General features: G+C 46.3%; 18 protein-coding genes. 6 read left to right on the top strand and 12 right to left on the bottom strand.

Annotated elements, in window-relative coordinates:
* Window positions 1-31: 31 nt before the first annotated feature.
* From KWJ01_RS18210 to KWJ01_RS18225, 4 genes are all read right to left on the bottom strand, one after another.
* Window positions 32-430 carry a hypothetical protein gene (locus KWJ01_RS18210; RefSeq protein WP_224998402.1) on the bottom strand — a complete coding sequence of 133 codons (399 nt, stop codon included), beginning with the start codon at window positions 428-430 and terminating at the stop codon, window positions 32-34.
* Between the two features lies 1 nt (window position 431).
* Window positions 432-1,703 carry a hypothetical protein gene (locus KWJ01_RS18215; RefSeq protein WP_224998403.1) on the bottom strand — a complete coding sequence of 424 codons (1,272 nt, stop codon included), beginning with the start codon at window positions 1,701-1,703 and terminating at the stop codon, window positions 432-434.
* Window positions 1,704-2,141: 438 nt separating this feature from the next.
* The gene (locus tag KWJ01_RS18220; RefSeq protein ID WP_224998404.1) at window positions 2,142-7,169 is read right to left on the bottom strand and encodes a C25 family cysteine peptidase; all 5,028 of its coding nucleotides are present in this window, start codon (window positions 7,167-7,169) and stop codon (window positions 2,142-2,144) included.
* A complete protein-coding gene (locus tag KWJ01_RS18225) occupies window positions 7,162-8,250 on the bottom strand; it encodes a PorV/PorQ family protein (RefSeq protein ID WP_224998405.1) in 1,089 nt (362 codons plus the stop codon). The genes KWJ01_RS18220 and KWJ01_RS18225 overlap by 8 nt, the downstream gene beginning before the upstream one ends.
* Window positions 8,251-8,491: 241 nt before the next feature.
* Here KWJ01_RS18225 and KWJ01_RS18230 point away from each other — a divergent pair, with 241 nt between their 5' ends.
* The 6 genes from KWJ01_RS18230 (at window position 8,492) to KWJ01_RS18255 (ending at window position 14,641) form a co-directional block, all read left to right on the top strand.
* Complete coding sequence (locus tag KWJ01_RS18230) at window positions 8,492-8,839, top strand: PadR family transcriptional regulator (RefSeq protein WP_224998406.1); 348 nt, start codon at window positions 8,492-8,494, stop codon at window positions 8,837-8,839.
* A complete protein-coding gene (locus KWJ01_RS18235) occupies window positions 8,836-11,298 on the top strand; it encodes a PspC domain-containing protein (RefSeq protein WP_224998407.1) in 2,463 nt (820 codons plus the stop codon). Before KWJ01_RS18230 ends, KWJ01_RS18235 begins: the two co-directional genes overlap by 4 nt.
* Window positions 11,299-11,515: 217 nt before the next feature.
* Window positions 11,516-11,959 carry a carboxypeptidase regulatory-like domain-containing protein gene (locus tag KWJ01_RS18240; protein WP_224998408.1) on the top strand — a complete coding sequence of 148 codons (444 nt, stop codon included), beginning with the start codon at window positions 11,516-11,518 and terminating at the stop codon, window positions 11,957-11,959.
* 208 nt (window positions 11,960-12,167) lie between these two features.
* Entirely contained in the window at window positions 12,168-12,740 is a 573-nt protein-coding gene (locus tag KWJ01_RS18245; protein WP_224998409.1) for an RNA polymerase sigma factor, read from the top strand.
* A 2-nt stretch (window positions 12,741-12,742) separates the two neighbouring features.
* Window positions 12,743-13,552, top strand: coding sequence for a hypothetical protein (locus KWJ01_RS18250; RefSeq protein WP_224998410.1), 810 nt, complete (start codon window positions 12,743-12,745; stop codon window positions 13,550-13,552).
* A 12-nt stretch (window positions 13,553-13,564) separates the two neighbouring features.
* Window positions 13,565-14,641, top strand: coding sequence for a hypothetical protein (locus tag KWJ01_RS18255; RefSeq protein ID WP_224998411.1), 1,077 nt, complete (start codon window positions 13,565-13,567; stop codon window positions 14,639-14,641).
* A 54-nt stretch (window positions 14,642-14,695) separates the two neighbouring features.
* Here KWJ01_RS18255 and KWJ01_RS18260 read toward each other — a convergent pair whose 3' ends face one another.
* From KWJ01_RS18260 to KWJ01_RS18295, 8 genes are all read right to left on the bottom strand, one after another.
* The gene (locus KWJ01_RS18260) at window positions 14,696-15,196 is read right to left on the bottom strand and encodes a hypothetical protein (protein ID WP_224998412.1); all 501 of its coding nucleotides are present in this window, start codon (window positions 15,194-15,196) and stop codon (window positions 14,696-14,698) included.
* Between the two features lie 98 nt (window positions 15,197-15,294).
* On the bottom strand, window positions 15,295-15,825 hold the full coding sequence (locus tag KWJ01_RS18265; RefSeq protein ID WP_224998413.1) for a RidA family protein: 531 nt from the start codon (window positions 15,823-15,825) through the stop codon (window positions 15,295-15,297).
* 166 nt (window positions 15,826-15,991) lie between these two features.
* Window positions 15,992-17,524, bottom strand: a complete 1,533-nt coding sequence (locus tag KWJ01_RS18270) for an OmpA family protein (protein WP_224998415.1) — start codon at window positions 17,522-17,524, stop codon at window positions 15,992-15,994.
* Between the two features lie 255 nt (window positions 17,525-17,779).
* Window positions 17,780-18,955, bottom strand: a complete 1,176-nt coding sequence (locus tag KWJ01_RS18275; RefSeq protein ID WP_224998416.1) for a class I SAM-dependent rRNA methyltransferase — start codon at window positions 18,953-18,955, stop codon at window positions 17,780-17,782.
* Window positions 18,956-19,374: 419 nt separating this feature from the next.
* Window positions 19,375-19,887, bottom strand: a complete 513-nt coding sequence (locus KWJ01_RS18280; RefSeq protein WP_224998417.1) for an HNH endonuclease — start codon at window positions 19,885-19,887, stop codon at window positions 19,375-19,377.
* An 11-nt stretch (window positions 19,888-19,898) separates the two neighbouring features.
* Window positions 19,899-20,681 (bottom strand): C40 family peptidase, encoded by a 783-nt coding sequence (locus tag KWJ01_RS18285; protein WP_224998418.1) that lies wholly within the window; start codon window positions 20,679-20,681, stop codon window positions 19,899-19,901.
* Between the two features lie 195 nt (window positions 20,682-20,876).
* Window positions 20,877-21,347 carry an SsrA-binding protein SmpB gene (smpB, locus tag KWJ01_RS18290; RefSeq protein WP_224998419.1) on the bottom strand — a complete coding sequence of 157 codons (471 nt, stop codon included), beginning with the start codon at window positions 21,345-21,347 and terminating at the stop codon, window positions 20,877-20,879.
* A 5-nt stretch (window positions 21,348-21,352) separates the two neighbouring features.
* A complete protein-coding gene (locus tag KWJ01_RS18295; protein ID WP_224998420.1) occupies window positions 21,353-21,754 on the bottom strand; it encodes a thioesterase family protein in 402 nt (133 codons plus the stop codon).
* Between the last annotated feature and the right edge of the window lie 55 nt (window positions 21,755-21,809).

Below are 21,809 nucleotides of genomic sequence, written 5' to 3' on the forward strand. Positions count from 1 at the left end.
ATGGCTGATCCCTGGCACCTCAGTCAGTAAATTAGAATGGCGTTCTGGCTGCATTATTCGATCTCCACTTGAAAAGGAGAGAAAACAGCAGAAAGAATACCGCACTGTAAAAAGCATTTGCAAAGGCAAACCAATAGACGTAAGAATCTGGTGTTACCTCGTTGAGGCGGCAATAATACACTGCATACCCAAAAGCGATTGCAGCGTTTACCAGCAGTACTCCTAACCAATGATACCAGTGACTAAAGCGCGCCGTCTGGATCAGATGATTCAGCACATAATAGTAAATAAGTACCATGAGTGCCGTAATGAGCAACAAGGTAATACCTCCCACATCGGGGAAGATTTCGCTACGATACAAAGGGGTTTCCATTGGTGGCTCTGGCCTGCCAATGATCAGTTCATATAAAAAGCGAAATATGTTTTTCATGCTAGTTAGCTTTTCTGATGCTTAGGTCTAAGGTAAATACGGCCTCCCGTTCATTCGGGTAAAGAGCGCGCAATCCTTCTAAAATCTCATTCAGGGCAAAAGTGCGGGCGCCGGTTTCATTAATATCCCTGTCGTCGTCTGTAGTCCAGGCATCGGTCCAGTCGGGGTTTTGCGCCGGCAGCGACATATTCAAGGCTATAGGACTGTTACGGTCGCCCATGCCGGTAACTTGTATTTTAACCAGGTGAGTGTAGCATTCCAGCAACTGGCGGTCTTTTGCATTCAGTCTTTCTCCTTCTGAAAAAGCCTGGGCACTCATTACATCCTGTACCTGTGCCCTGCCGTTACGGCCCTCTACCTCCAGGTGTTCGCTCAGGTATTCTTTAGTTGCGTATTGGGTGGGCAGGGCCTCCAGGTTAAGGCCCACTGTAAAACTAACCTCTCCCTGCCTTAGCTCCTGGGTATTATCTACAAAAATGGTTTTGCCTTCGGCATCTGCCAGATACCAGCTGCCACTGCGGCCAGATCCGGGAATAACGCCATAAGAAGGCTCGGAGCGATCAAACCCTGCCTGCATGGCTACCGGGGCATTTCCCGGAATCAGGATATTAGAGGCAAGCCTAACTGAAGGCTCGGCCCCTATGATCCAGACATAGTATGGCACCTCAGTCTCGCAGCAGTTGGTAACCGGTGCTGCATCGTCACCACTTTTGGAACCTGCCGGATAAAACGTACCCTGAAATTCAGATGTAAAGCCATATACAGCCACAGCTAGCCCTTTTGCCTGCAGGGGAGCCAGCGCCCTCCTGATGTCGTTAGAGATGTAATCCCTGTCACGCTCGTTGGGCGGGGAATAGATAAAATCAGAAATAAACACACTTACCTGGCCTGTGCCAGAGTAGGAAGAGGCGATCTGTGACAGCAAATCAGGAATTGGCGTACTGTTACCAGCCTTTGCCAGCCCCTGGCGCAACATACTTTGAAAGTGGTCGTAGCCTATTGGCCTGATGTTATTCTGGGCGGTAAAAAGCCTTAGTCGCCGGATATTGTCTTTATCTCCTTCGGCATTGGCTAATAGATCATCTACCTGTTGCTGAAAAGCCGTTTGCCTGTTTTGTGTAGGCATGAAGCCTTTCATGCTACCGCTAGTTTCAATGATGATGTTCACCGTATCCAACTGCTCTGCCAGTGGTGGTGGAGTCTGGTTGCCGCAAGCTGTTGATTCTGATCCTGAGCTTGTATCATCTCCATTGCTACAGGCAGATAAGCACATTGTCCCTAATAGGAAAGGGATAAATAGGTTTTTGAAAATCATAGTAAAAAATACGCGCATTTACCCCCGTTTAGTATGTCTTCAAGGTTTACGGAGCTTATTTATAATATAGAGTACAATTAAAACAATTACGACTACAAGTATAATACCTACCCAGAAACCAGCCTTGAAAATATCGGCAATAACATCGCAGCTGCTTAGGCTAATTAGCAAAAAAAGTAATGAAAAAATGGTAGAATGTCTCATAGTCGATACAGTTAAAAAGTTTGTTTAACTATATCAAACCCATAGCTAAACCAAATGTTCTGACAATTAGTAATGCCTCCTCCCCTGTGACAATCTCTTAGCCTGTTTGGTCGAGGACTTTACCACAACTAGAGTGTAGATAGAAACTGGGATAATAAAAAAAGGATCTGCATGCTACAGATCCTTTTTTTATTATCTCAAAATATAAAGTTTTCCAAATTCCTGCTTAAAGGCCTTATCTCCCTTCGTGGCCCTGTGCTTCCATTCTGCTGCGTTACTGCCACCCAGCACCACACGATAGAGGTAGACCCCGTTTGCCAGTCTGTCGCCCCATTCGTCGGTACCATCCCAGGCATACTGCGACTGGTTATGGCCTATTCTTAGCGGACCTAACTCTTCCTTCATAATTTCACGCACCACCTTACCACTTACCGTCATGATCTGAATTTTAAGATCGTCCGGCACCTCGTTTCCTGTAAGTGTGAACACAAAGCGGGTGGAGGTTGAGAAGGGGTTCGGGTAAGGATAGAAATGAGTAAGACTGGATTCACTGATCACCTCAAAGCTAATGGCATAGGGTCTAGTGCCGGCTTTATTACCGCTGGCATCCTCTGCCTGTACCTGCAGGGTATACATACCATCTTCCAAGGGTCCAGGGGTAAATTCAACCTTACAATCTTCCTGAGAGGAGGCAGGATAAAACCTGACAGATGGGTTGTTTAAACTAATGCGCTCAAAGGTACAGTTTTCACACTGCCTTTTCAGGTACAGGTGAATTCCAGTAGTATCCTGTTTGAGCATGAGTTTATTCTCATCACGCATGATCACCGATATAAGCGGATCCGGCCTTACTATTTCACCATTGGAGATGTATGAACCATCGAAAGCAACATCTATAAAGGGATGTAAAGAATCTGACCTGACCGTTAGAAAGCTTTTTGCATCCAGCACATTGTTCTGCAGCGTAAGTTCTGTAAGGGGAACGGGATTAACTTTCACAGAAAGATCATTAACGCCTGTGTTGCTATTTGTATTCAGGGGCAGGGCAAAATGAATAGTATCGCCAGGTGCCGGGGACTTGATCTTTAAATCCAGCGGCTGAACTTTACGGCTGTTTACATTGAGCATACTGGCCTTTACCTCCAGAGAATCTGCAGCATAGCTCTTTTCAGAGATATTCACAAATTTAAAACCTGGCCGCAGCGGCTGTCCTTCGTTCAAAGTATTATGTTGCTGTACAGTATCGTGCACCACCAGCACTCCCTCAGGTAGCGACTCATAGCCCACCCGCCAGAACTTTAACTGTGGCGGCGTTACTTTTACCGCATCCGTTACCTCCAGCCTAAGGCGCAGGTAAGGGTACTCAGTAGCACTCATAGTTAGTGGTGTTGTACCTGACTGGTTAATTTCTGCAACAGTAGTTTCCGTGCTATTTGCATTTACTCCTACAATTTTAAGATTCCAGTGATCTGCCTCATCAGGTTCTGCTACTTTGATTGCAACATCTTTCCAACTGGTGGCAGGACCTATCAAAGATGTTTCTATATATCCAACCCCAGCAGCACCTGTAACCGTAGAGTTCAACTGAACTACCTGCTCATCGACAGGCAAACTGCCTGCTGTTTTATCAGCCATGGCCAACACAGCAGTACCTGGAGCGCCGCCTTTTTTACCCAGAATTGCAATTGGCTCTCCATTTGTTAGCTGGTTCAACACATCTTCATCTACACCTAGCGAAGCTACCTGCTGCTTAACTGAAGCAGGCCACTGGGTATAATTAACCAAACCAATAGAAAATAAAACTATCCAGTCACCTTCAGGCACTTCTTTTAAGAAGCGCTCCAGGTTGTAAGAGTCATTGTCTCCACTGTTGATATTGGCTGCAGAAAAGTTATTAATTACCTGCGGCATACGCCCGCAGGATTCTGATCTTAATATATCAAGTAGTTTTGCACCAGGAATTCCAAGAGTATTTTTGTCCAGCTGCACTGCATTCATGGTGTTACTAGAACAAAACTTCCACTGCTGGTTCAGTATCAGCTGTACACCGTCAATGGCAAGTTCTACCTCCTTATAATCAAACCCACTGGCTTTTGGACCAAACGTTGTTACTCGTATTGATTTCTGAATGGGGGTATAGCTCCAGTTTCGGCCTTGCTCAACCTTAAGACTTGTTAACTTATTTTCTGAAAACTGACCTTCATGAGCCTGTGCCCAGCCATCAGGAGCCTCCTTGATATAGGTAAAGGAGCTTTTAGCAGGAACAGCATCTTCTGTTGGAGATGGAGTGGTTAACTGACTCTTCCAGTAATAGACAATAGTATCAGCAGGGGCAGCGGAAATTTCTGGTAATGTAACATTCCAGGAAGCCAAAAAACGTGACTGAACTTCGCCCTGCTGCAGAGATGCACTGTTATAGCTATAAGCTGTATCGAGCTGATAACTGAATCCTCTTGAGGATCGGAGTGGATCTACACCCTGTGAAATTAGTTTGAGCTGATTTTTATGCACAACCTCATAATTCTGCGGAAGCAAGTTGAGTGTACCTCCAGCTGGTACTACAACTTGTATTGTTCCTACATTATTAGTGAAGTCCTTCTCTGGGATTTCTGACGCAGGATTGAGTGTTATACGGAAGTTACTACGTCCTGGCCCCTCGAGCTGATTAGTACCTATACGTATAGTAACTGTATCCTGTCTGTATATTGCTGGCACCTCTACTAACTCTAGCACCTGCTGGGCACCATCCTCAAGCCAATATTCAAGCTGTACCTGCAATGAATCAGTAACAGCCTTACCAAAATTCCTAATTACTACGTCTATCGCAATTGAATCTGCACTCATATTGAGTGGCTCATTATTCAGAGGACGTACAGACAAATGATTATCATTTGTTTCAAAATCTGCTTTTTCAATTGGAAATAATACCAATGCCGGATCTCCCTGCAAAATCATCTGTTGTGCCTGGGTAATTTGAAGAGGACTAATAAAGCCTCCACTCAAAAACCTGCGAATGGCTTCCTGTTGTATTTTACCTATTGAGGCTCCCAGGAAATTTACATCCGTTACAGCTACCCTGTAGAAGTTGGAAGAGTACTGATACAACAGATTAGTATATCCATTATAACTATGTGCGATAAAATTCAAAGCGCCCTTATCTGGTGTGTATAGCCAGTCCTCACCAAAGGTTTTATTAGTACTGAAAATATTTCCTGCCTCACATCCATTAACTAATATTCTGGTGTACATCCCCTTGTTGTTGTAACCATACCTGGGTACGGATGCAAAACCAATTTCCAAATCAGCAAGATCAGTTCCCGAGTGGCCAAAGAAGGTCATCAGCCGGGTGCCTCTGTTCACATCTTTAGATACATCGATCTCCTGCACTACCAGGTCTTCAGTTTTAGACAGAGTGGTAACTTCAGCACCTAAAAAAGGGCCCTCAGCTATATTTTCCCACACTCTTAGGTATGACTTCAACTGTAGGGCCTGGGAAACAGAGTTTCCCCCGCCTAAATGCAAAATTCGTTTTAGCCACAGGTCATTTGGTGCAACACTCTCATCCTCAATCACCTTTTTTAAATAAGCAGCCACTTCCTCCGGAGTTCGTACACTTAACCTGCCTACTGGAAAGGCAGGACCATAACCGGAACCATTCAATTGAGCAACAAAAGGTATATCACCACCTGGGTTGCCATAGGTGGGGACAAGGTCACGGTTGATATTCGTCCAGTTGGAGTTCCTAAAATACCTGATTGTAAAATTCAGCGATTTACCAATAAGGAACAGATATTGGGGAAGTTTTTCCTGTGATGAGTACAGCACGAATTTTCTTATTGCCAGGGGCGTTATTTCTCCATAACTAAACTGATCGTAGAGCTCCTGCATTTCAACAGTTAATGTATTGTAACCACCACCTTCTGCTGAAGCCCTATAGGCACTGTAAGCTTCTACAGGATTATCATATCCCCCGCCAGGCTGCATGAGAAGCTGATTTGAAACTATAAGATATTCAGCGCCACTGCTGGGAAACTTACGAAAAGACACAGGTTTTGACTTTGTAACCGGACCCTGAACTCCGGTTAAAAGCAACACCTGCTCTTTAGTACCACTGGCAGGAATCATTGCCCTTATAGTGCTTCCCTCCCGCTGATAAGCAATTCTTACTACATTATAAGAGTCTGAAATATCATATAGCACCAAATCATTTGGCACATCCGCAATTTCAATAAAGCGGGTACTATTGCTTGACTCCAGGCGAAATATTCGTTCAGTGGTGTTACCCATTTTCCAGAGACGGGGGTAACGAATGTTAATATATGATACAGATCCTCTTCCCTGAAAACTTGTTCTTATAACCGCCTGGTTGTTAATAATCACATTCCAGGGTAAATTTTCCTGTATTGTAGCAATACTGTAGCCCGAAAAAGTTGTTGTTTTGATGGTTGAAAATGTTCCGGTGCTTGTGGCTCCGGCATCTAAAGTTACAGTACGCTCCAGACTATTACGCCCCATGTACTGTATACCAATGGTAGGCAGAGGGCCAGCTGTATATGCATCTGTTAAACCTGTAAAAACAAAATCCCTTTTGTTGTTTGCTATTACGCCACTGCTCCATCCTTCTCCAGTATCACCATAGGTTAGGTAAGTATCTAAATTACCTGCTGCACCATACACTTCGCCTGCTGAATAATTTTCGGATAGAACATTGAGCTTTTCTTCCCAATAGTAAGATTCCGGATTAATATTTGCTGTGTTACTACCGTTAAAAACATTCATCCGCTTGCCTCCACTACCTCCAAGTTTATAGGTCAGAAAATAGGCCGACGAGTCGGAGTATAAATTATAGTAACTATGAGGCTGCAGATCCGGGCTCAGGTACAACTCCTTATCAAGCGTACCATCGTTTTTACGGCCGTAAAACAGGATGTAGTCTTCAGCATTTAAGACCTCATCTCCTTCTCCTTCCACATGTATGGCCTGCTCCTGCCCCCTGTGAAAGATCTGTAATGATTTTGGATTGATTTGCCCTACCGGGAAGCCTGCCCTTTCCATTTCCTGGGGGGTGAGTTTGTAAATACCATCAGCACCTACCTTTAAGCGCAGGTATTGCTGATCGTAATTGATCCATTCGTTTCCGTAGGTTTGGGCAAAAAGCAAAACAGGGCAGCCAAACAGCAACCCCAGCAATAACCACACAAGCCTTATAAAACTAGTCATTCTTTTTGTTGAAATTTAGCGTTAGACTAAACACATGTGAATAGGGAGCATCTGATGCATCACCCACATCTGTTAAGGCATAATCTATTTTAAAATTACCCAGCCTTACGCCTATGCCGGCAGTTGGCTGCATGGTGGTGATTTTACTTCTCTCTGCATTGAGCTCCGTTACCTGCTGAAACTGACCAAGGCCGCCACGCAGCCACACAACTCTTTTGTAACCTAACTCCAGCCCCAGATGTGGGTCTACGGATACCGGATCTGCTTTCAGCAACACATTCCGGGTACCATCAAAGGTAGTCACCAGGTCCGCAGCAGCCAGTATGCTAAAGCTTTCTTTGATGCTGAAGGTATGAGCAATACCCAGAATAGCTTTGGGCAGGGTTATCTCCAGAGAACTTTCAGGCACCTCGTTACCTGTTTGGGCATATACATCTTCCAGGAGTTCTGTATTGATAGACCAGGCATTGAAGGTGGTGGTAATATCCCGCAGCATCAGGCCCAGCTGCCAACCTTTTCTTTGCCACTGCAGGCCGGCATCCAGGCCAAACCCCCAGGCATTGGCAAACTTACCAACATTGCGGTGCACAATTTTAGCACTGGCTCCTGCCTGTAATCCGGGTATTTGTTTTATTTCACGGGCATATGACAGCAACAATGCATAATCGGCAGCAGAAAAAAAGCGGATGTTGTCATAGTTCAGCGTACCATTTGCATCGTATAAAAAACGTGTATCGGGTATGTTATCAATACCAAAGCGTATCAGACTAATGCCCAGGCTGCTTGAGCTGTCAATCGCAGTATTATAGGCCGCGTAATCGTATTTAGCAATGCCTGCAAAGTACTCTGCGTGCATCAGGGCAATGCTGTGATCTGCCTCCACCTTTAGTAAACCGGCCGGATTCCAGTAGCCTGCATTTACGCCTGCCACATGGGCAGTCTGGGCGCCACTCATCCCAAGTGCTCTTGCCCCAACACCTATCGACAAAAATTCATTGCTGTATTTAGGCGTAAGATCCTGTGCTACTGCAAATAGCGGCAGAAGCACCAGCAAACACAAAAGAGAGTAGCGTAAGTACATAAGAGGAGCCCTGTGCAGCGTAGGGTTAGTTTATGAACAGTATATACAAAAATAATCTATTTCTTGCTTCTATCCATACAAATGTAAGAGAAGTAGCAACAGCTACCATTTATCATGATTTTTCACCTGTAATTTGAGTTTTGGGCCCCTACTCATATTTCAGGAAACATTTTCACCAAGTACCTTGTATAACAGAGTACCTTCTTATACCTTTGACTTAACAACAGCGAACAACGGACCCATGAATATCGAAAATGCACAAATACAGATGAGAAAAGGTATCCTGGAGTTCTGCATCCTGCACATAATATCGCGAGGCGAAGTTTACGCCACCGATATGCTGGAAGAACTTACTGCCGCCCGCATGATGGTAGTAGAAGGCACCCTTTACCCGATCTTAACACGTCTTAAAAATGCTGGCTTAGTTGAATATAAATGGGTGGAAAGCCCCTCGGGCCCTCCCAGAAAATACTACAGCCTTACCACTACAGGAATTGCTTCTCTGGAAAAGTTACGCGAGACCTGGCATGAACTAGCAACCTCCACTAATCAAATCATTAACCACAATCAACTTTCCGGTCTGTCATGAAAAAGAGTATCAGCGTTAACATCAGCGGCTTACTCTTCAACATTGAAGAGGATGCCTACGAGCAGCTTAAGCATTATCTTGATGAGATAAAGCTTTATTTTTCCGGCTATGAGGCTTCCGGCGAAATTGTAGCCGACATTGAAAATCGTATTGCCGAAATCTTTAGCACCAAGGTTGGTCCGCAAAAGCAGGTTTTAACAGAATCTGATGTGCAGGCCCTCATTGCTCAAATGGGTAACATACGTGATTTTGCCGCCATCGAAGAGCCATACGAGGAGCCAAAAAGCACTAACGGACATACCCATGCCAACAGCGAAACCTGGACCGACACCACCAGACCACGCCGTTTGTACCGCAGCGTTAACCGCAAAATTATTGGGGGCGTTGCTGCCGGCATTGCAGACTACCTGCGTATCGATCCGCTGTGGGTTCGCCTGGTAATGGCCATTATCATGTTCGATATCTTTCTTAGCTTTTCATTTAGCGGTGCCCTGCTGATTGGCTATATCATTCTCTGGATTGCCCTGCCTACCAGCACCGATGAGCCCCTAAAGGAAGAAAAAAAGACAAAAACGAAGAAAATGTTCCGGCACCCCGACGACCGTGTTATAGCCGGTGTTTGCGGAGGTTTGGGCGCCTACTTCGGGGTGGATGCCGTATTGATCCGGGTGCTTCTGGCTGTACTGTTTGTATTTGCCGGTTCCGGCCTGTTCCTCTACATCTTGCTTTGGGTGATTATGCCCAAAGCAAGAACACTTACGGAACGTATGCAAATGCAGGGCGAACCTGTTACCCTTGCTAACATAGAGCACCAGGTAAAAAAAAACTTAAATCTTGAAGAGGGAGCGGAAGAAGGTCTCCTTGCACGCATCCTGCTCTTTCCCTTTCGCTTAATTTCCTCTGTGTTTTCTGGCGAAAGCCCTAACGGCAGAGCCATTGTAACCTTCGTAGCAGACGCCATCCGGGTAGTTTTAGGACTAATTCTTTCTTTCGGTGGCTTTATGGCCTTACTCGCCCTGCTTGTATCGGCAACAGTAGTCATTGGCTTTTATCCGGAAACTTACTTAAGTGTTTTTGACCTGGAGATTCCCCATGCAATGATCAGGAATACCATTCCCGATGCATTGCTGGTTGCCGCACTGCTCCTCGCTGCTGTTCCAGCCCTTTATGTAATGCTGCTGGGTATTGCCATGGTAGCCGGGCGCTGGGTGGTACATCGCTCTGTAGGCTGGGGTCTGGCCGGGGTGTGGATTATTGCACTTATTTGTGTAGCTATAATGGCTCCCAGAATAATTGCAAATTACAGCCAGGACAATTACTACCAGACAGAAGCTGTTTTCAATACAGACAGTACCAAAACCCTGCAGCTGAAAATTGAAAAAGGCAACTGGCAGGAATTCCGGAATGTAACGCTTACCGTAAAAGGATCTCCCGATAAAGCAGTTAGACTGGAGCAACGCATCTGGGGACGCGGTGCTACCACCGAGCAAGCACGCGAACATGCACAACTAGCCAGCTACCCGGTAAGACAGCAGGGCAATACATTGTTTTTTAAAGATCAGTTGGAGCTGCCTGAAGACAAGCCCTTCTATGGCCAGACCGCCAAGGCTACTTTGTATATTCCCTATGGCCAGCGGTTTGTGATGCAGAACAGAATGGACAATATTCTTACCGCCACCATGTCTCCCTGGGGTTTTCGCAACAGCGATATGCACAACAACACCTTTATGTTTAACAGGCAGGGCGAACTGGAGTGTCTTACCTGCCCAGCAGAGCGCCAGCAAGAAGCCCGCAACAAAAAAGAAGTTGTTTTCACAGGAGGTGACCGGGTACTTGATTTCAAAGATTTCGACAAGATAAAAATTGGTAATAATTACCAGCTAACACTGATACAGGGACCTGACTATAAAGTTGAAGTAAAAGGCGATGATAAAGTGCTTGACGAAATGAAAGTACGCCAGCAGGGCTCTACCCTTTCGTTCTTTACCGATGACAGTGATGGCTGGTGGAAAAGCCTGAAAGGAAAACGCCGGGCACATATTTTTGTGTCGGTACCGAACCTGGCAGGCCTCTATCTTTCAGGCGCAAGCAGTGCCAACATTAAGCTAGAGCAGGGAAAGCCACTAGCCCTGGAGCTTTCCGGGGCCTCAGAAGTAGAAGGTGATGTGGTTGTGGAAAACCTGGAGTTAGAAATGAGCGGCAGCAGCGAAGCTACCCTAAGCGGCAACTGCACAACCCTTACAGCAGAGCTTTCAGGAGCCTCCGAGCTCAATGCAGCTACCTTCAGAAGCACTCATGCCAATGTTGACCTCAGTGGAGCCTCTGATGCAAACATTTGGGTAACAGACCAGCTGAAAGCAGATTTATCAGGAGGAAGTAACCTGGATTATAAAGGCAAGCCTGCCAACACCAACATAGATAAAAGCACCGGAGCCGATGTTAGCCGACGTGATGACTAAGTAATGCCCATCAGCATCTCTTCTTTAAAAAAGGAGCAAAGATCTATACAGTTGATACTTTTGATTTGTGGTTTAGAAAAAAGCAGTTCACCGGAGCTGCTTTTTTTGTTTCTGAATGCAGCAATAACTGGCACGGCGTGTGCTTCATGTTTAAAAAGAAAACTATCTTCAACTTTTAAACAAAACACCAGCACAGATGATACGATTAGCACTACTTATGATTTTAGGAATAACCCTTATGGCAAACGGATGCCAGGACAACGTTACCCAGGGTGTAGCTGGCAGGGTGCTGTGGATAGAGGGGAACCAAATGCCTACCATTGTAGACGAAAATAATCCGGGCCAGACACGGCAGCGCTCCGAACCTACTGGTGTTGAACGTGAGGTATATTTTTACGAATTAACCCCCATGGACCAGGCAACAGGCAATGGCGTTTTCTTTTCTGATGTACAAACCAAACTGGTAGAGAAGGTAAAGACCGATGAAGAAGGCAACTTTGCCGTTTCACTACCAGTGGGTAAATATTCCGTATTTGTTAAGGAAGAGCAGGGACTTTTTGCCAACAGCATGGACGGCCAGGGCAACATAAACCCGGTTGAGGTAAACAAAGACGAAATCACGCCCATAAAACTGGAAGTTAACTACAAAGCTGCCTATTAACATCAGCAGCCTGAAACAGGCTTTCTGTAAACAGCCTGGAGGCTACATACAGGAGCTATTGCTAATAAGATATAACAGGGACAGATGATTGCTGACAAGCACAGCACTATCTGTCCCTTATTTTTTCCGCTCCCCAGAAAATATTTTTTTGCCCCGTGCAACCTTTCTAAATTGAGCTGTATCTATTAAGCAAAGAACCTCCTTAACCATGCGACTACGCATCTGGAAAAAAAATGAAGAGCAAGATCTTGTAAGCGGCTGCCGCCGGGGTGAGCATAAGGCCCAGCGCAGCGTTTACGAGAAACATGCCCCGCAGATGCTGGCACTCTGCCTGCGGTACGTGCACGACCGCAGCGAAGCTGAAGGCGTAATGGTAACAGGTTTTTTAAAGGTATTTGACAAGATCGGGCAGTACAGTGGCGAGGGGAGCTTTGAGGGCTGGATCCGCCGCATCATGGTAAACGAATCGTTGCTGTACCTGCGTCAAAACAAGCATGCCCACATGATGGTAGAGGTAGAAGCTGCCAGCCGCGAAATGCATACCGATGATGCATACCAGCAACTGGCAGTAGAAGATCTCTTAGCACTTGTGCGCAAGCTACCAGAAGGCTACCGCACCGTATTTAACCTGTATGCAATTGAAGGTTACTCCCATAAAGAAATAGCCGAACAGTTGAACATTACAGAAAATACATCAAAATCGCAGCTAAGCCGGGCACGCGGCTTGCTGCAACAGTACGTAGCCAATTTAATGGAGCTAAAAAAAACTGAAGCCGTATAGATATGAAAGAGCATAAAATAGATCAGCTGTTCCGCCAAAAGCTACAACAGCACAGTGTGGCCCCAACGCCCGCTGCCTGGGATAAAGTAGCTACAGGCCTGAACCACCGACGCCGCAAACGCGGAGGCTATTATGCAGCCGCTGCCGTTATGGTACTGCTTCTTTCTGCAGGCTGGTTTTGGCTTGAACAAAACAACGCTCCTGATTACCAGCAGCAATTAGCAGTAACTGAGCAGCCCAAAGCAGTACCAGGTGCCGCGGCTCCATCAGCAGAAACCCCTGCGCAGGAGGAGCCTGCTTATGCAGCAGGCACTGAAGCAACTGCCAGCCCCGGGGCTCAAAACCCCGCTACTGATGCTGCTAAAATACCTGATACTGCTTCAGAAACCGCTGCATCACAAAAAGTTACTACTCCTGCAGCCAGCATAAATACCTCCTATATTGCTGCTACCCAGCAGGAGCCTGCACTGCCGGCAGAACAGGCTACCGAAAGTGCTGCAGCGCTACCGGAAGCAACAGCAGAAACTACCCTTGCACAAGCCTTACCAGAGGCGCCAGGCAGCCAGAAAGCTGATCTTGAGCTGCACCCTGAGGCAATTAGCGCACCTTCCGCAGAGCTGGCATTTGCCAAAGCCGAGCAGGTGGTAATCAGGTACGATGCTGCTGATGCCTCAAGCCCTGAAGAAAAACCAGACAGTGCTCCTGAAAAAGTACTCTCACTCCTACAAAAAGTAAAGCATGGAGATGTAGGCCTGGCCGACATACGCAATGCCAAAGACAACCTCTTCTCCGGACGATTCAATAAGCCTTAAAAACTAAAAAATATGAAAACGATAATAGCCACGCTGCTGGGTACACTTATGTACCTGGGCACCTCCACCCTTGCCTTTGCTCAAACAGAACCGCTGCTCCAGGACACCCTTACTATTGAGATTGGTGCAGACAAAAAAGTGATTATTCTGGTAAAGGATAAGCAAGCCCTGAAAAGCCTGCAACAGTACGACCTTAATAAGATGGTTCGTGACCTGAACGAAAAAGCAGATACCGTAAACCATAACCAGACTATCGTAATCACCGACCAGGATGGCACCCGCTACCGCATAGCTTACTCTATTGAAATAAATGAAGATGCAGATGTAGCTGAAACCGAAGAAGATGATGATGATGACGATAATTTTAACATTAACTTCAGTAATAAGGGTAAAAACAAAGAGCATAAACACAAAAGCTATTCCCGCACCCGCAGTAGCTTTCTGATAGACCTTGGCGTAAACAATTTCCTGGAAGATGGTAAATTTCCACAGGAAGATGATGCCCAGTATGCAGTAAAACCCTGGGGATCTTGGTACGTAGGTTTGGGCCAGTCGTTCACCACACAAATTGCAGGTCCGCTGGCTTTACAATGGGGCGCAGGCGTAAACTGGTACAACTTCAAATTTGAAGATCAGCGTACACGCCTCAATAAAACAGAGCAGGGCGTAGCATTTACACAAGATCTCAACAGCGAGGTATATTCTCAGAAAAGCAAACTTACTGCCTCCTACATTACCCTGCAGGCTGTGCCTATGCTGGACTTTGGCTACCGCAGAAAAACAGAGGTAAAAGAAGACGGCAGCACTGCGGTAAACCGCTGGCATACCAGCAAAGCCTTTAGAATAGGCCTGGGAGGCTATGCCAGCTACCGCTTAGGCAGCTATACCAAGTATAAATTTGAAATTGAGGGCGATGAAAAGAAAGACCGTAACCGCGATAATTATTACCTGAACAACTGGCGCTATGGCGTGAGAGCACAGGTAGGATACAAAGGCATTGACCTTTTCGCCCAGTACGATCTGAATGAACTGTTCATTGAAAATCGCGGACCGCAGCTAAACGCCTTCAGCTTCGGCATCATGCTCTAGTACACAAAGTCCTCTTCATACCTGGCGGGTGCTAATGCTTAGCATCCGCTTTTTTTATGACCGTTGCGCCAGCGCCTCCTGCTCATTTTTACTTAACTGCATACGCCTGATGCACTGCTCAACCATTGGCCGCAGTGATGCAACCAAAATAACCATCAAAGAGAAAAGCGCACCGTAAAAAATAACTCCTGTAGCCCACATGGCTGCAACCGGCAAAAGCATTAAGGGAGCCAGCATAAAATACAATCTGCGCGATTCATGTACATATGCATTGAACTTACTTTCCAGCGAAGCAGACCTGCTGTAGCTTTTAAGCCGTTTATTGTAACTGCAAACGGCCCATGCCGATCCTGCCAGCACCAATAACCAAACCAGCAAATGCAGCCACAGCAAACCCTCTCCTGCTAAATACGGATCATAAGCCTGCTGGGTAGTCTGAAGGTACAATACAAGAAAGAAGACCAGCGGTAGGGAGATGACTCCATAGTAAAGTGTTTGTAGTTGCTGTAGTTGGTGCCCCATGGGCGAATCAGGGTCCAGTCGTATGATAGGCATGTAGTAAAAATATGCTTGGTTTACTTTATGCATAGCGCACAAAGCGGGCAAAAGTTACCAATTAAAGCTAACTCACCAAACTATATGCTCTCTTTCCATTACTCTTCCTCCAGTTCTACCACCATCTCAATTTCAACAGAGATATTGCCGGGCAGGGAGGCCATGCCAACAGCAGAACGTGCATGTTTACCCTTTTCGCCAAAAACCTGGGTGAGCAGATCGGAGCAGCCGTTAATCACTCTTGGCTGGTCGTAGAATTCCGGGGCAGAGTTAACCATTCCCAGCACTTTTACCACCCGCTTTACCTTGCCAAGATCGCCACCGGTAGCATCGTTTAGGGTAGCTAACAGACAAATGGCTACCCGTTTGGCTGCTTCATAACCTTGTTCAGTAGTAAGATCTTTTCCAAGCTTGCCACGGTCTACTGCTGTAGGCGCGCCACAGGAGCCATGACCGGAGAGGTAGAGCATGTTGCCACTGCGCACCCACTTCACAAAATTTGCAACTGGCTTTTCTGCTTCCGGTAGCGTAATGCCCAGCTCCTTCAGGCGGGCGTGCGGATTGGGTGACTGTGCGTAAACCTGCAGGGAAATACCCAGCATCAGGAGAAAAAAAAGATGTTTAAGCATTTGGCGGTACGATTGAGTATAAGCTAGAGGAAATATAAGCTTATAATCTTTTTCACTACCAGTCCCTTTAGCTTTTCATCTAAAGCCCGCAAAAAAAAGCGCCTCTTAAAGAGGCGCTCACACTCATACATAACATCTACTTCTGGTAACATCTATTTGCTTTATCTTATAAACCTGCAGTATTCTGTAAAATTGTAAACTCAACTCTTCTGTTTATCTGCCGGTTATCGTCTGTATCATTAGCTACTTCGGGCTTACTCTCACCATAGCCCCTGGCTGTTACGCGGGCTGATTCTATAAACTGCCCCGTGATATAATCCCTAACTGCCTCGGCCCTGCCCTGTGATAGCTTTTCGTTGTACTCGTCGCTGCCCTTATCATCAGTATGGCCTCCAATTTCAATGAAGAGACCGGGGTTTTGTTCCATCAGCTCTACCACCTTATCAAGCTCAGGGTACGATTCAGGTCTAAGTGTTGTTTTATCAAAATCGAAGAAAATATTGTTGAGGCGAACCGAAAGCCCTACCTCCAGCTTTTTCATATAAATGGTGCGGTACACACTCATATCTACCTTGGAAGGCTCTACCATAAAGCTATCGCTGCCGGCCAGATAACCTTCAGCACTTACAGCCAGGTTAAACTCTCCCGGACCGGGCAGCTGCGAAGTAAACTCATGATCGGCACCTTCTGTAGTGCTCACGCCAACTGTTTCCGGCCCCTGCAGAATACGAACATTAGCACCTTCAATGGCCTCTCCTGTTTTCAGGTCAACCACTCTGCCTGCCAGTGTAATCTTCACCTTTTTCTCACGCACCCTGCGCAGGGTGTGGATATCGAGGTGCCCGCCATCGGCCGACATATAGGCCCTTGTAGTAAACACCAGTGTATCGGAATTTCCTACTGAATAGTAGGCATCGAAACCACCTGTATTGATCGGGGCACCAATGTTTTCCGGCTTCGACCATTTTTGCCAGCTGTTGTCCAGCCTGGTGGTTTTATAAATATCGGCATTGCCAAAGCCGCCATGGCGGTTACTGGCAAAGTACATGGTTTTATTATCGGGGGCAATAAATGGACCAAACTCATCCTGCCTGGTATTAAGGCCTGCGATGGCTACTGGCTTGGTCCAGTTTTTTCCATTCGGAAAGCTTATGTAAAGATCGCTGTATTTACCCCCTTCTGTTTCGCTGAAGTAAAGCATAAGCGCAGAAGCATCTAGCGCCAGAAAGGCTCCGTTAAAACGGCCTTTGCACATTTTCTCAAAGCCATCAATTTTTAATGGCTCCGGCTTTTGCCACTTTCCGTCTACACGACGGCACAGGGAAAAGCCTAATGCATCTTTACCGGCTCCACCTCTCACCAGCAAGGTGTTGCCATCCGGAGAAACACTAAGCACCTGGTTAAACTTATTTGTGTTGAGCGGAGCTGGCATATGTTTGGCCTGTGACCAGAAGCCTTCCGCATCCACTTCTGAATACCAGATGTCCTGTGTGCCTTTACCCCTGGTATTTTCCGGATGATCATCAACCGTAAAGTAGAGGGTTTTTCCATCAGGAGAAACCACAGGAGCCGAATCGTGGTATTGGGTATTCACCTGCCGGCTTAAACTAATCAGTTCAAACTTTTCTTTTTCCGGGGCCTGGGCGCTGGCAGCAGTAACTGCCGCACAGGCAAAAAGCATCGCTAGACCTGTTCTCATACTTACTTCTGGTTTGAAGAAAAAGTAAAAGTATTGAGCTGCAGGGAGTATTACCCGGGCTTCTCTAACAAAAGCTTACGCAGAAAATTATTCTACAAATATGGCAAAAGTTAGAATCAAGCGCTTAAATATGTAGATATGACAGGGACAATTATAACTTTTACGCGCCTAACTGCAGCTGGTGGGTCCAGGAGAATTTATCAGCTTCTATAAACCTTACACTAAACACATATGCCAACCGTAAGAAAACTGACGCTAAAGTACCTGCAATACCAGTCCTTTCAGGTATTCTCCTTCGGGATGATAGAGGCTATAGGGGTGGTCGGCGGGCTGGCTTAGCTGGTGCAGCACCTTAACCGGCCGGTTAGCTTCTATGGCTGCAGCCATAACAGTATTCTGAAAAAGCAGTTTATCTACCACGCCCGAACAGCTAAAAGTAAACAGTAGTCCGCCCGGACGAATGTGCCTGATTGCCTCATAATTAAGACGTTTGTAGCCCATAAGTGCATTGTGCCGCACATTCATGCGTTTTGCAAAAGCTGGCGGATCCAGGATGATGATATCATAGTCAGCCCCTTTTTCCTTCAGGAACACAAAAGTATCCATGGCAAAGGACTGATGCCTTTCGGCGCCTGAGTTCAGGGCAACGTTTTCATCTGTTAGTGCCACTGCCTTGGCAGATACATCAACGGAATGTACCTCTGTAGCGCCTGCCTCCAGGGCATACACTGAAAAGCCTCCAGTGTAGCAGAAGGTGTTGAGCACCCGCTTGCCTTTAGCATATTGTCCCAGCAGGGCCCTGTTCTCCCGCTGATCCAGGAAGAAGCCTGTTTTTTGCCCGCCTACCCAATCAATCTTAAAACGGACCCTGTTCTCCATCACCACATCGTAGCCTCCGCCCTCTCCGATCAGGTAACCATTACCAGCATTGGCCTGGCCGGCAGGCAGTGTTTCGCCACTTTTATCATAAACAGCATTGATCTGCCCTTCACTTACCGCCACCACAGCTTCTGCAATGGGCTGACGCTCCCGCCACATACCCAGGCTGTGCGCCTGCAACACGGCTGTGCTCCCATACACATCTACGATAAGGCCGGGTAAGCCATCGCCTTCTGCAAAAACAAGCCGGTAAGCGCTTGTATCTTTGCTGCCAATCAGCCCTAGCTGTTTACGTAGTGCATAGGCCTGGTTAATCTTCTGCAGCCAGAATTCACTGTTAAATATGGCAGGACCAAACTCCAGCAAACGCACAGATATATTTCCGGGCTGATAATGCCCTACGCCCAATAGTTGATTCTGTGATGAGTAAACCTCAACAGGATCACCCTCCTGCAAGCCTTCTTCAGCTTTTTTTACCGCACCGGAAAAAACCCAGGGGTGCCTGCGCAGCACCGATTGCTCTTTGCCTTTGTTCAGCCATAACTTTTTCATGCTGCAAAGGTAGGAAACTTTTCAGTGGCACGTATGTGCTTTCGGCGAGAAGGAATACCAAGCAATTAATTGTAATTTGTTTCTGAACAGCAGCATGAGAGCATGAGCTGTAGCCGAACGCCAGTTACAGTAAATAAAGCCGTTGCCCTATAAAACTGTAGACAGGCAGTAAAAAAAATCTTTTCAATACCAGGGCTAACAAAGCAGCGGAATCGATTAGCCTTGGGTGGTGGGGCACCCTTACAAGAGGATAACTAAAAGCGGCTAAGCACAAAAAGTACGGTTAGGAGCACAAAAATAAGTTCGCCTGCTACCACAACAGATTTAACAACAGAAGCTCTCACACTACCAGGATATCTCATAATCAGGAGTAATTTGCAATTGCTGTTAATACGCTCCGGAGGCAAAAGGTAAACAGCTTATCCTGTTTTTTTTAACTCAAGGTATGGAAGCCATTCCGCCATCATCATGCCGCTGTGGTCTCTAAGAAAATGGAGGTAAGAGGGCTTTTCCGGTTGCTTTCTCAGCTTCATGCCTGCTGCTTCGGGGGTATAGTCTCCCTTGCGGGTGTTGCAGCGCTTGCAGGCGGTTACAAGGTTAGTCCAGGTAGATTTGCCGTTTTTTGAGCGCGGCACCACATGATCGAGGGTAAGATCTTTGGCAGAACCACAGTACTGGCACTGAAACCCATCGCGCCTGAAAACATTTTGCCTGGAGAGCATTACACCTTTGTAGGGCACATTTATGTAGCGGCCCAGCCGTATAACCGCAGGCATGGGAAAGCTCTGGCTTACACTTCGGAGTACGTTGCCATTAAGACCCGCCAGCATTTCGGCTTTTTGCAGGTAAACCAGTAGAAATGCGCGTTGCACCGTACACACGGTGATAGGACTAAAATCAAAATTGAGTACCAGAACCCGCCCTTTACGCATAAGCTACTCTTTTAGGTTACTATTCTTCTTAAATGACTCAACGAATGTGTATATTTTTTTTCCTGTTCGTTAAAAATTCCTTTTTCATCCAGGCGGTCTATGCGCACCCGGCCCGAGGCATGAATAATTTTACTTCCTGAAAGCATCATTCCCACATGGGTGATGCGCCCCTGCGGATTATGAAAGAAAGCAAGATCGCCTTCCAGCACATCTCCAAGTGAAGCAACCTCCTCTCCTGCAAGCGCCTGCTGACTGGCATCGCGCTGCAACTGGTAGCCCCCCAGCTTGTATACCATCTGCATTAAGCCGGAACAATCAATACCAAAGGGCGACTTGCCACCCCACAAGTATGGACTTTCAATATACTGAAAAGCAAAATCTTTTAAAACTTCAGCATTCTTTATCTTCCTGATGATGTGCGTTTTGCCCTCAAATTTTAACCGATCATTACTACCAAAAAGGCTTTGTTCCTCTATTGGCAGGCTACTGCCCAAAACTACATGCAGCTGCTGACCCGGCAAATGGAGCTTTCCACAAATCTCCAAACTAGCAATGGGTTGTCGTTGTTGCGCTTCCTGAAAAAAAGCTTCTGTTACGTTATGATGAAGTTTATTACCAATCCACCCACGGTAACCATCTGCCTGGCCTTCTACATAAAGCCAATCCTTATTTGTATTATATTCCAACACATGGTATAAATCGCCAAACAGGAGCTGGGTTACCATTTCGCTACTCTCCCGGGCTTCGGCCCGTACCGGCACCAGGCTTAAGCGGCAATATCCATATTCTTTCATCTTCAAAGGTTCAGATTATTTATCAGTGTATAAATCTTTACAATGTATACTGTATGTGGACCACACTTATCTTGATGTTCTTTTTTGATTAGCGTTAGCCGGCATAAGGTTATATAACGCTAAGTAAGCCTTTCTACCATGCCCCTGCTATCAATATATGTACCCCTCGTACCACATACACACCAACATTGCTCTTTAAAATTTCATGCGGCTTAGCTCCCTAGCCACATCACGCTCTTTGATGGATTCGCGTTTATCGTGCAGCTTTTTACCACGCGCCAGGGCTATTTCCAGCTTTGCCAGTCCTTTATCATTGATAAACAGCCGGGTTGGAATAATGGTGAGCCCCTTTTCTTCTACCTTCACTTTTAAGCGATTGATCTCCTTTTTCTTCAGGAGCATTTTGCGGGGCCGCATGGGCTCATGGTTAAAGATGTTGCCCTCTTCATAGGGAGAAATGTGCAGGTTGTACACATACATTTCATCTCCCTGAAAACCGCAGTGAGCATCTGCCATGTTTACCTTGCTCTGTCGGATTGATTTAATTTCTGTTCCCTGCAGCGAAATACCCGCTACAAACTTTTCCAGGAACTCATACTCAAAGCCAGCCCGTTTATTTTTTATGTTTACCGTTTTTGCAAAACGTGAATCCTTTTCTTTTGCCATAGTTATCAGGCCTTTTCTTCTAAACGTTTAAAAATCTTTTCCAGCGCAGCGCGCTTCAGCACTTTTTGACCGGTTCTGCCAACAGCCACCACACGGTTACCCACTTTTACTTCTATACTGCACAAAAGCTCATTTTGCTCCTGTTGTTCAACAGTTGCTGTTATCTCTAACAACTCCCCTTCCAGGGCAGGAGCCTTATGCTGAATTTCCAGCAGGGTACCAATACCTTCTTCATCTTCCTCCCGCATGTCCAGTACAAAAAGCCTGGATGCCCACTCTATTTCGCGCCCCAGCGCAAAGGTAGAACAAACAGGGTGTACCTGCTCTCCTTCAAAAGCGGCTTTATCCTGCGGCTCCACCCGCTTCTGCCAGGTCTTTTTATCGCCGGGTTTGAAAATTGATTTCATATGGGTATCGGGTATGGGGTATGAGGTATGGGGTATGAGGTATGGGGTATGAGGT

This window comes from Cesiribacter sp. SM1, assembly GCF_020178975.1.
Lineage (GTDB): Bacteria > Bacteroidota > Bacteroidia > Cytophagales > Cyclobacteriaceae > Cesiribacter.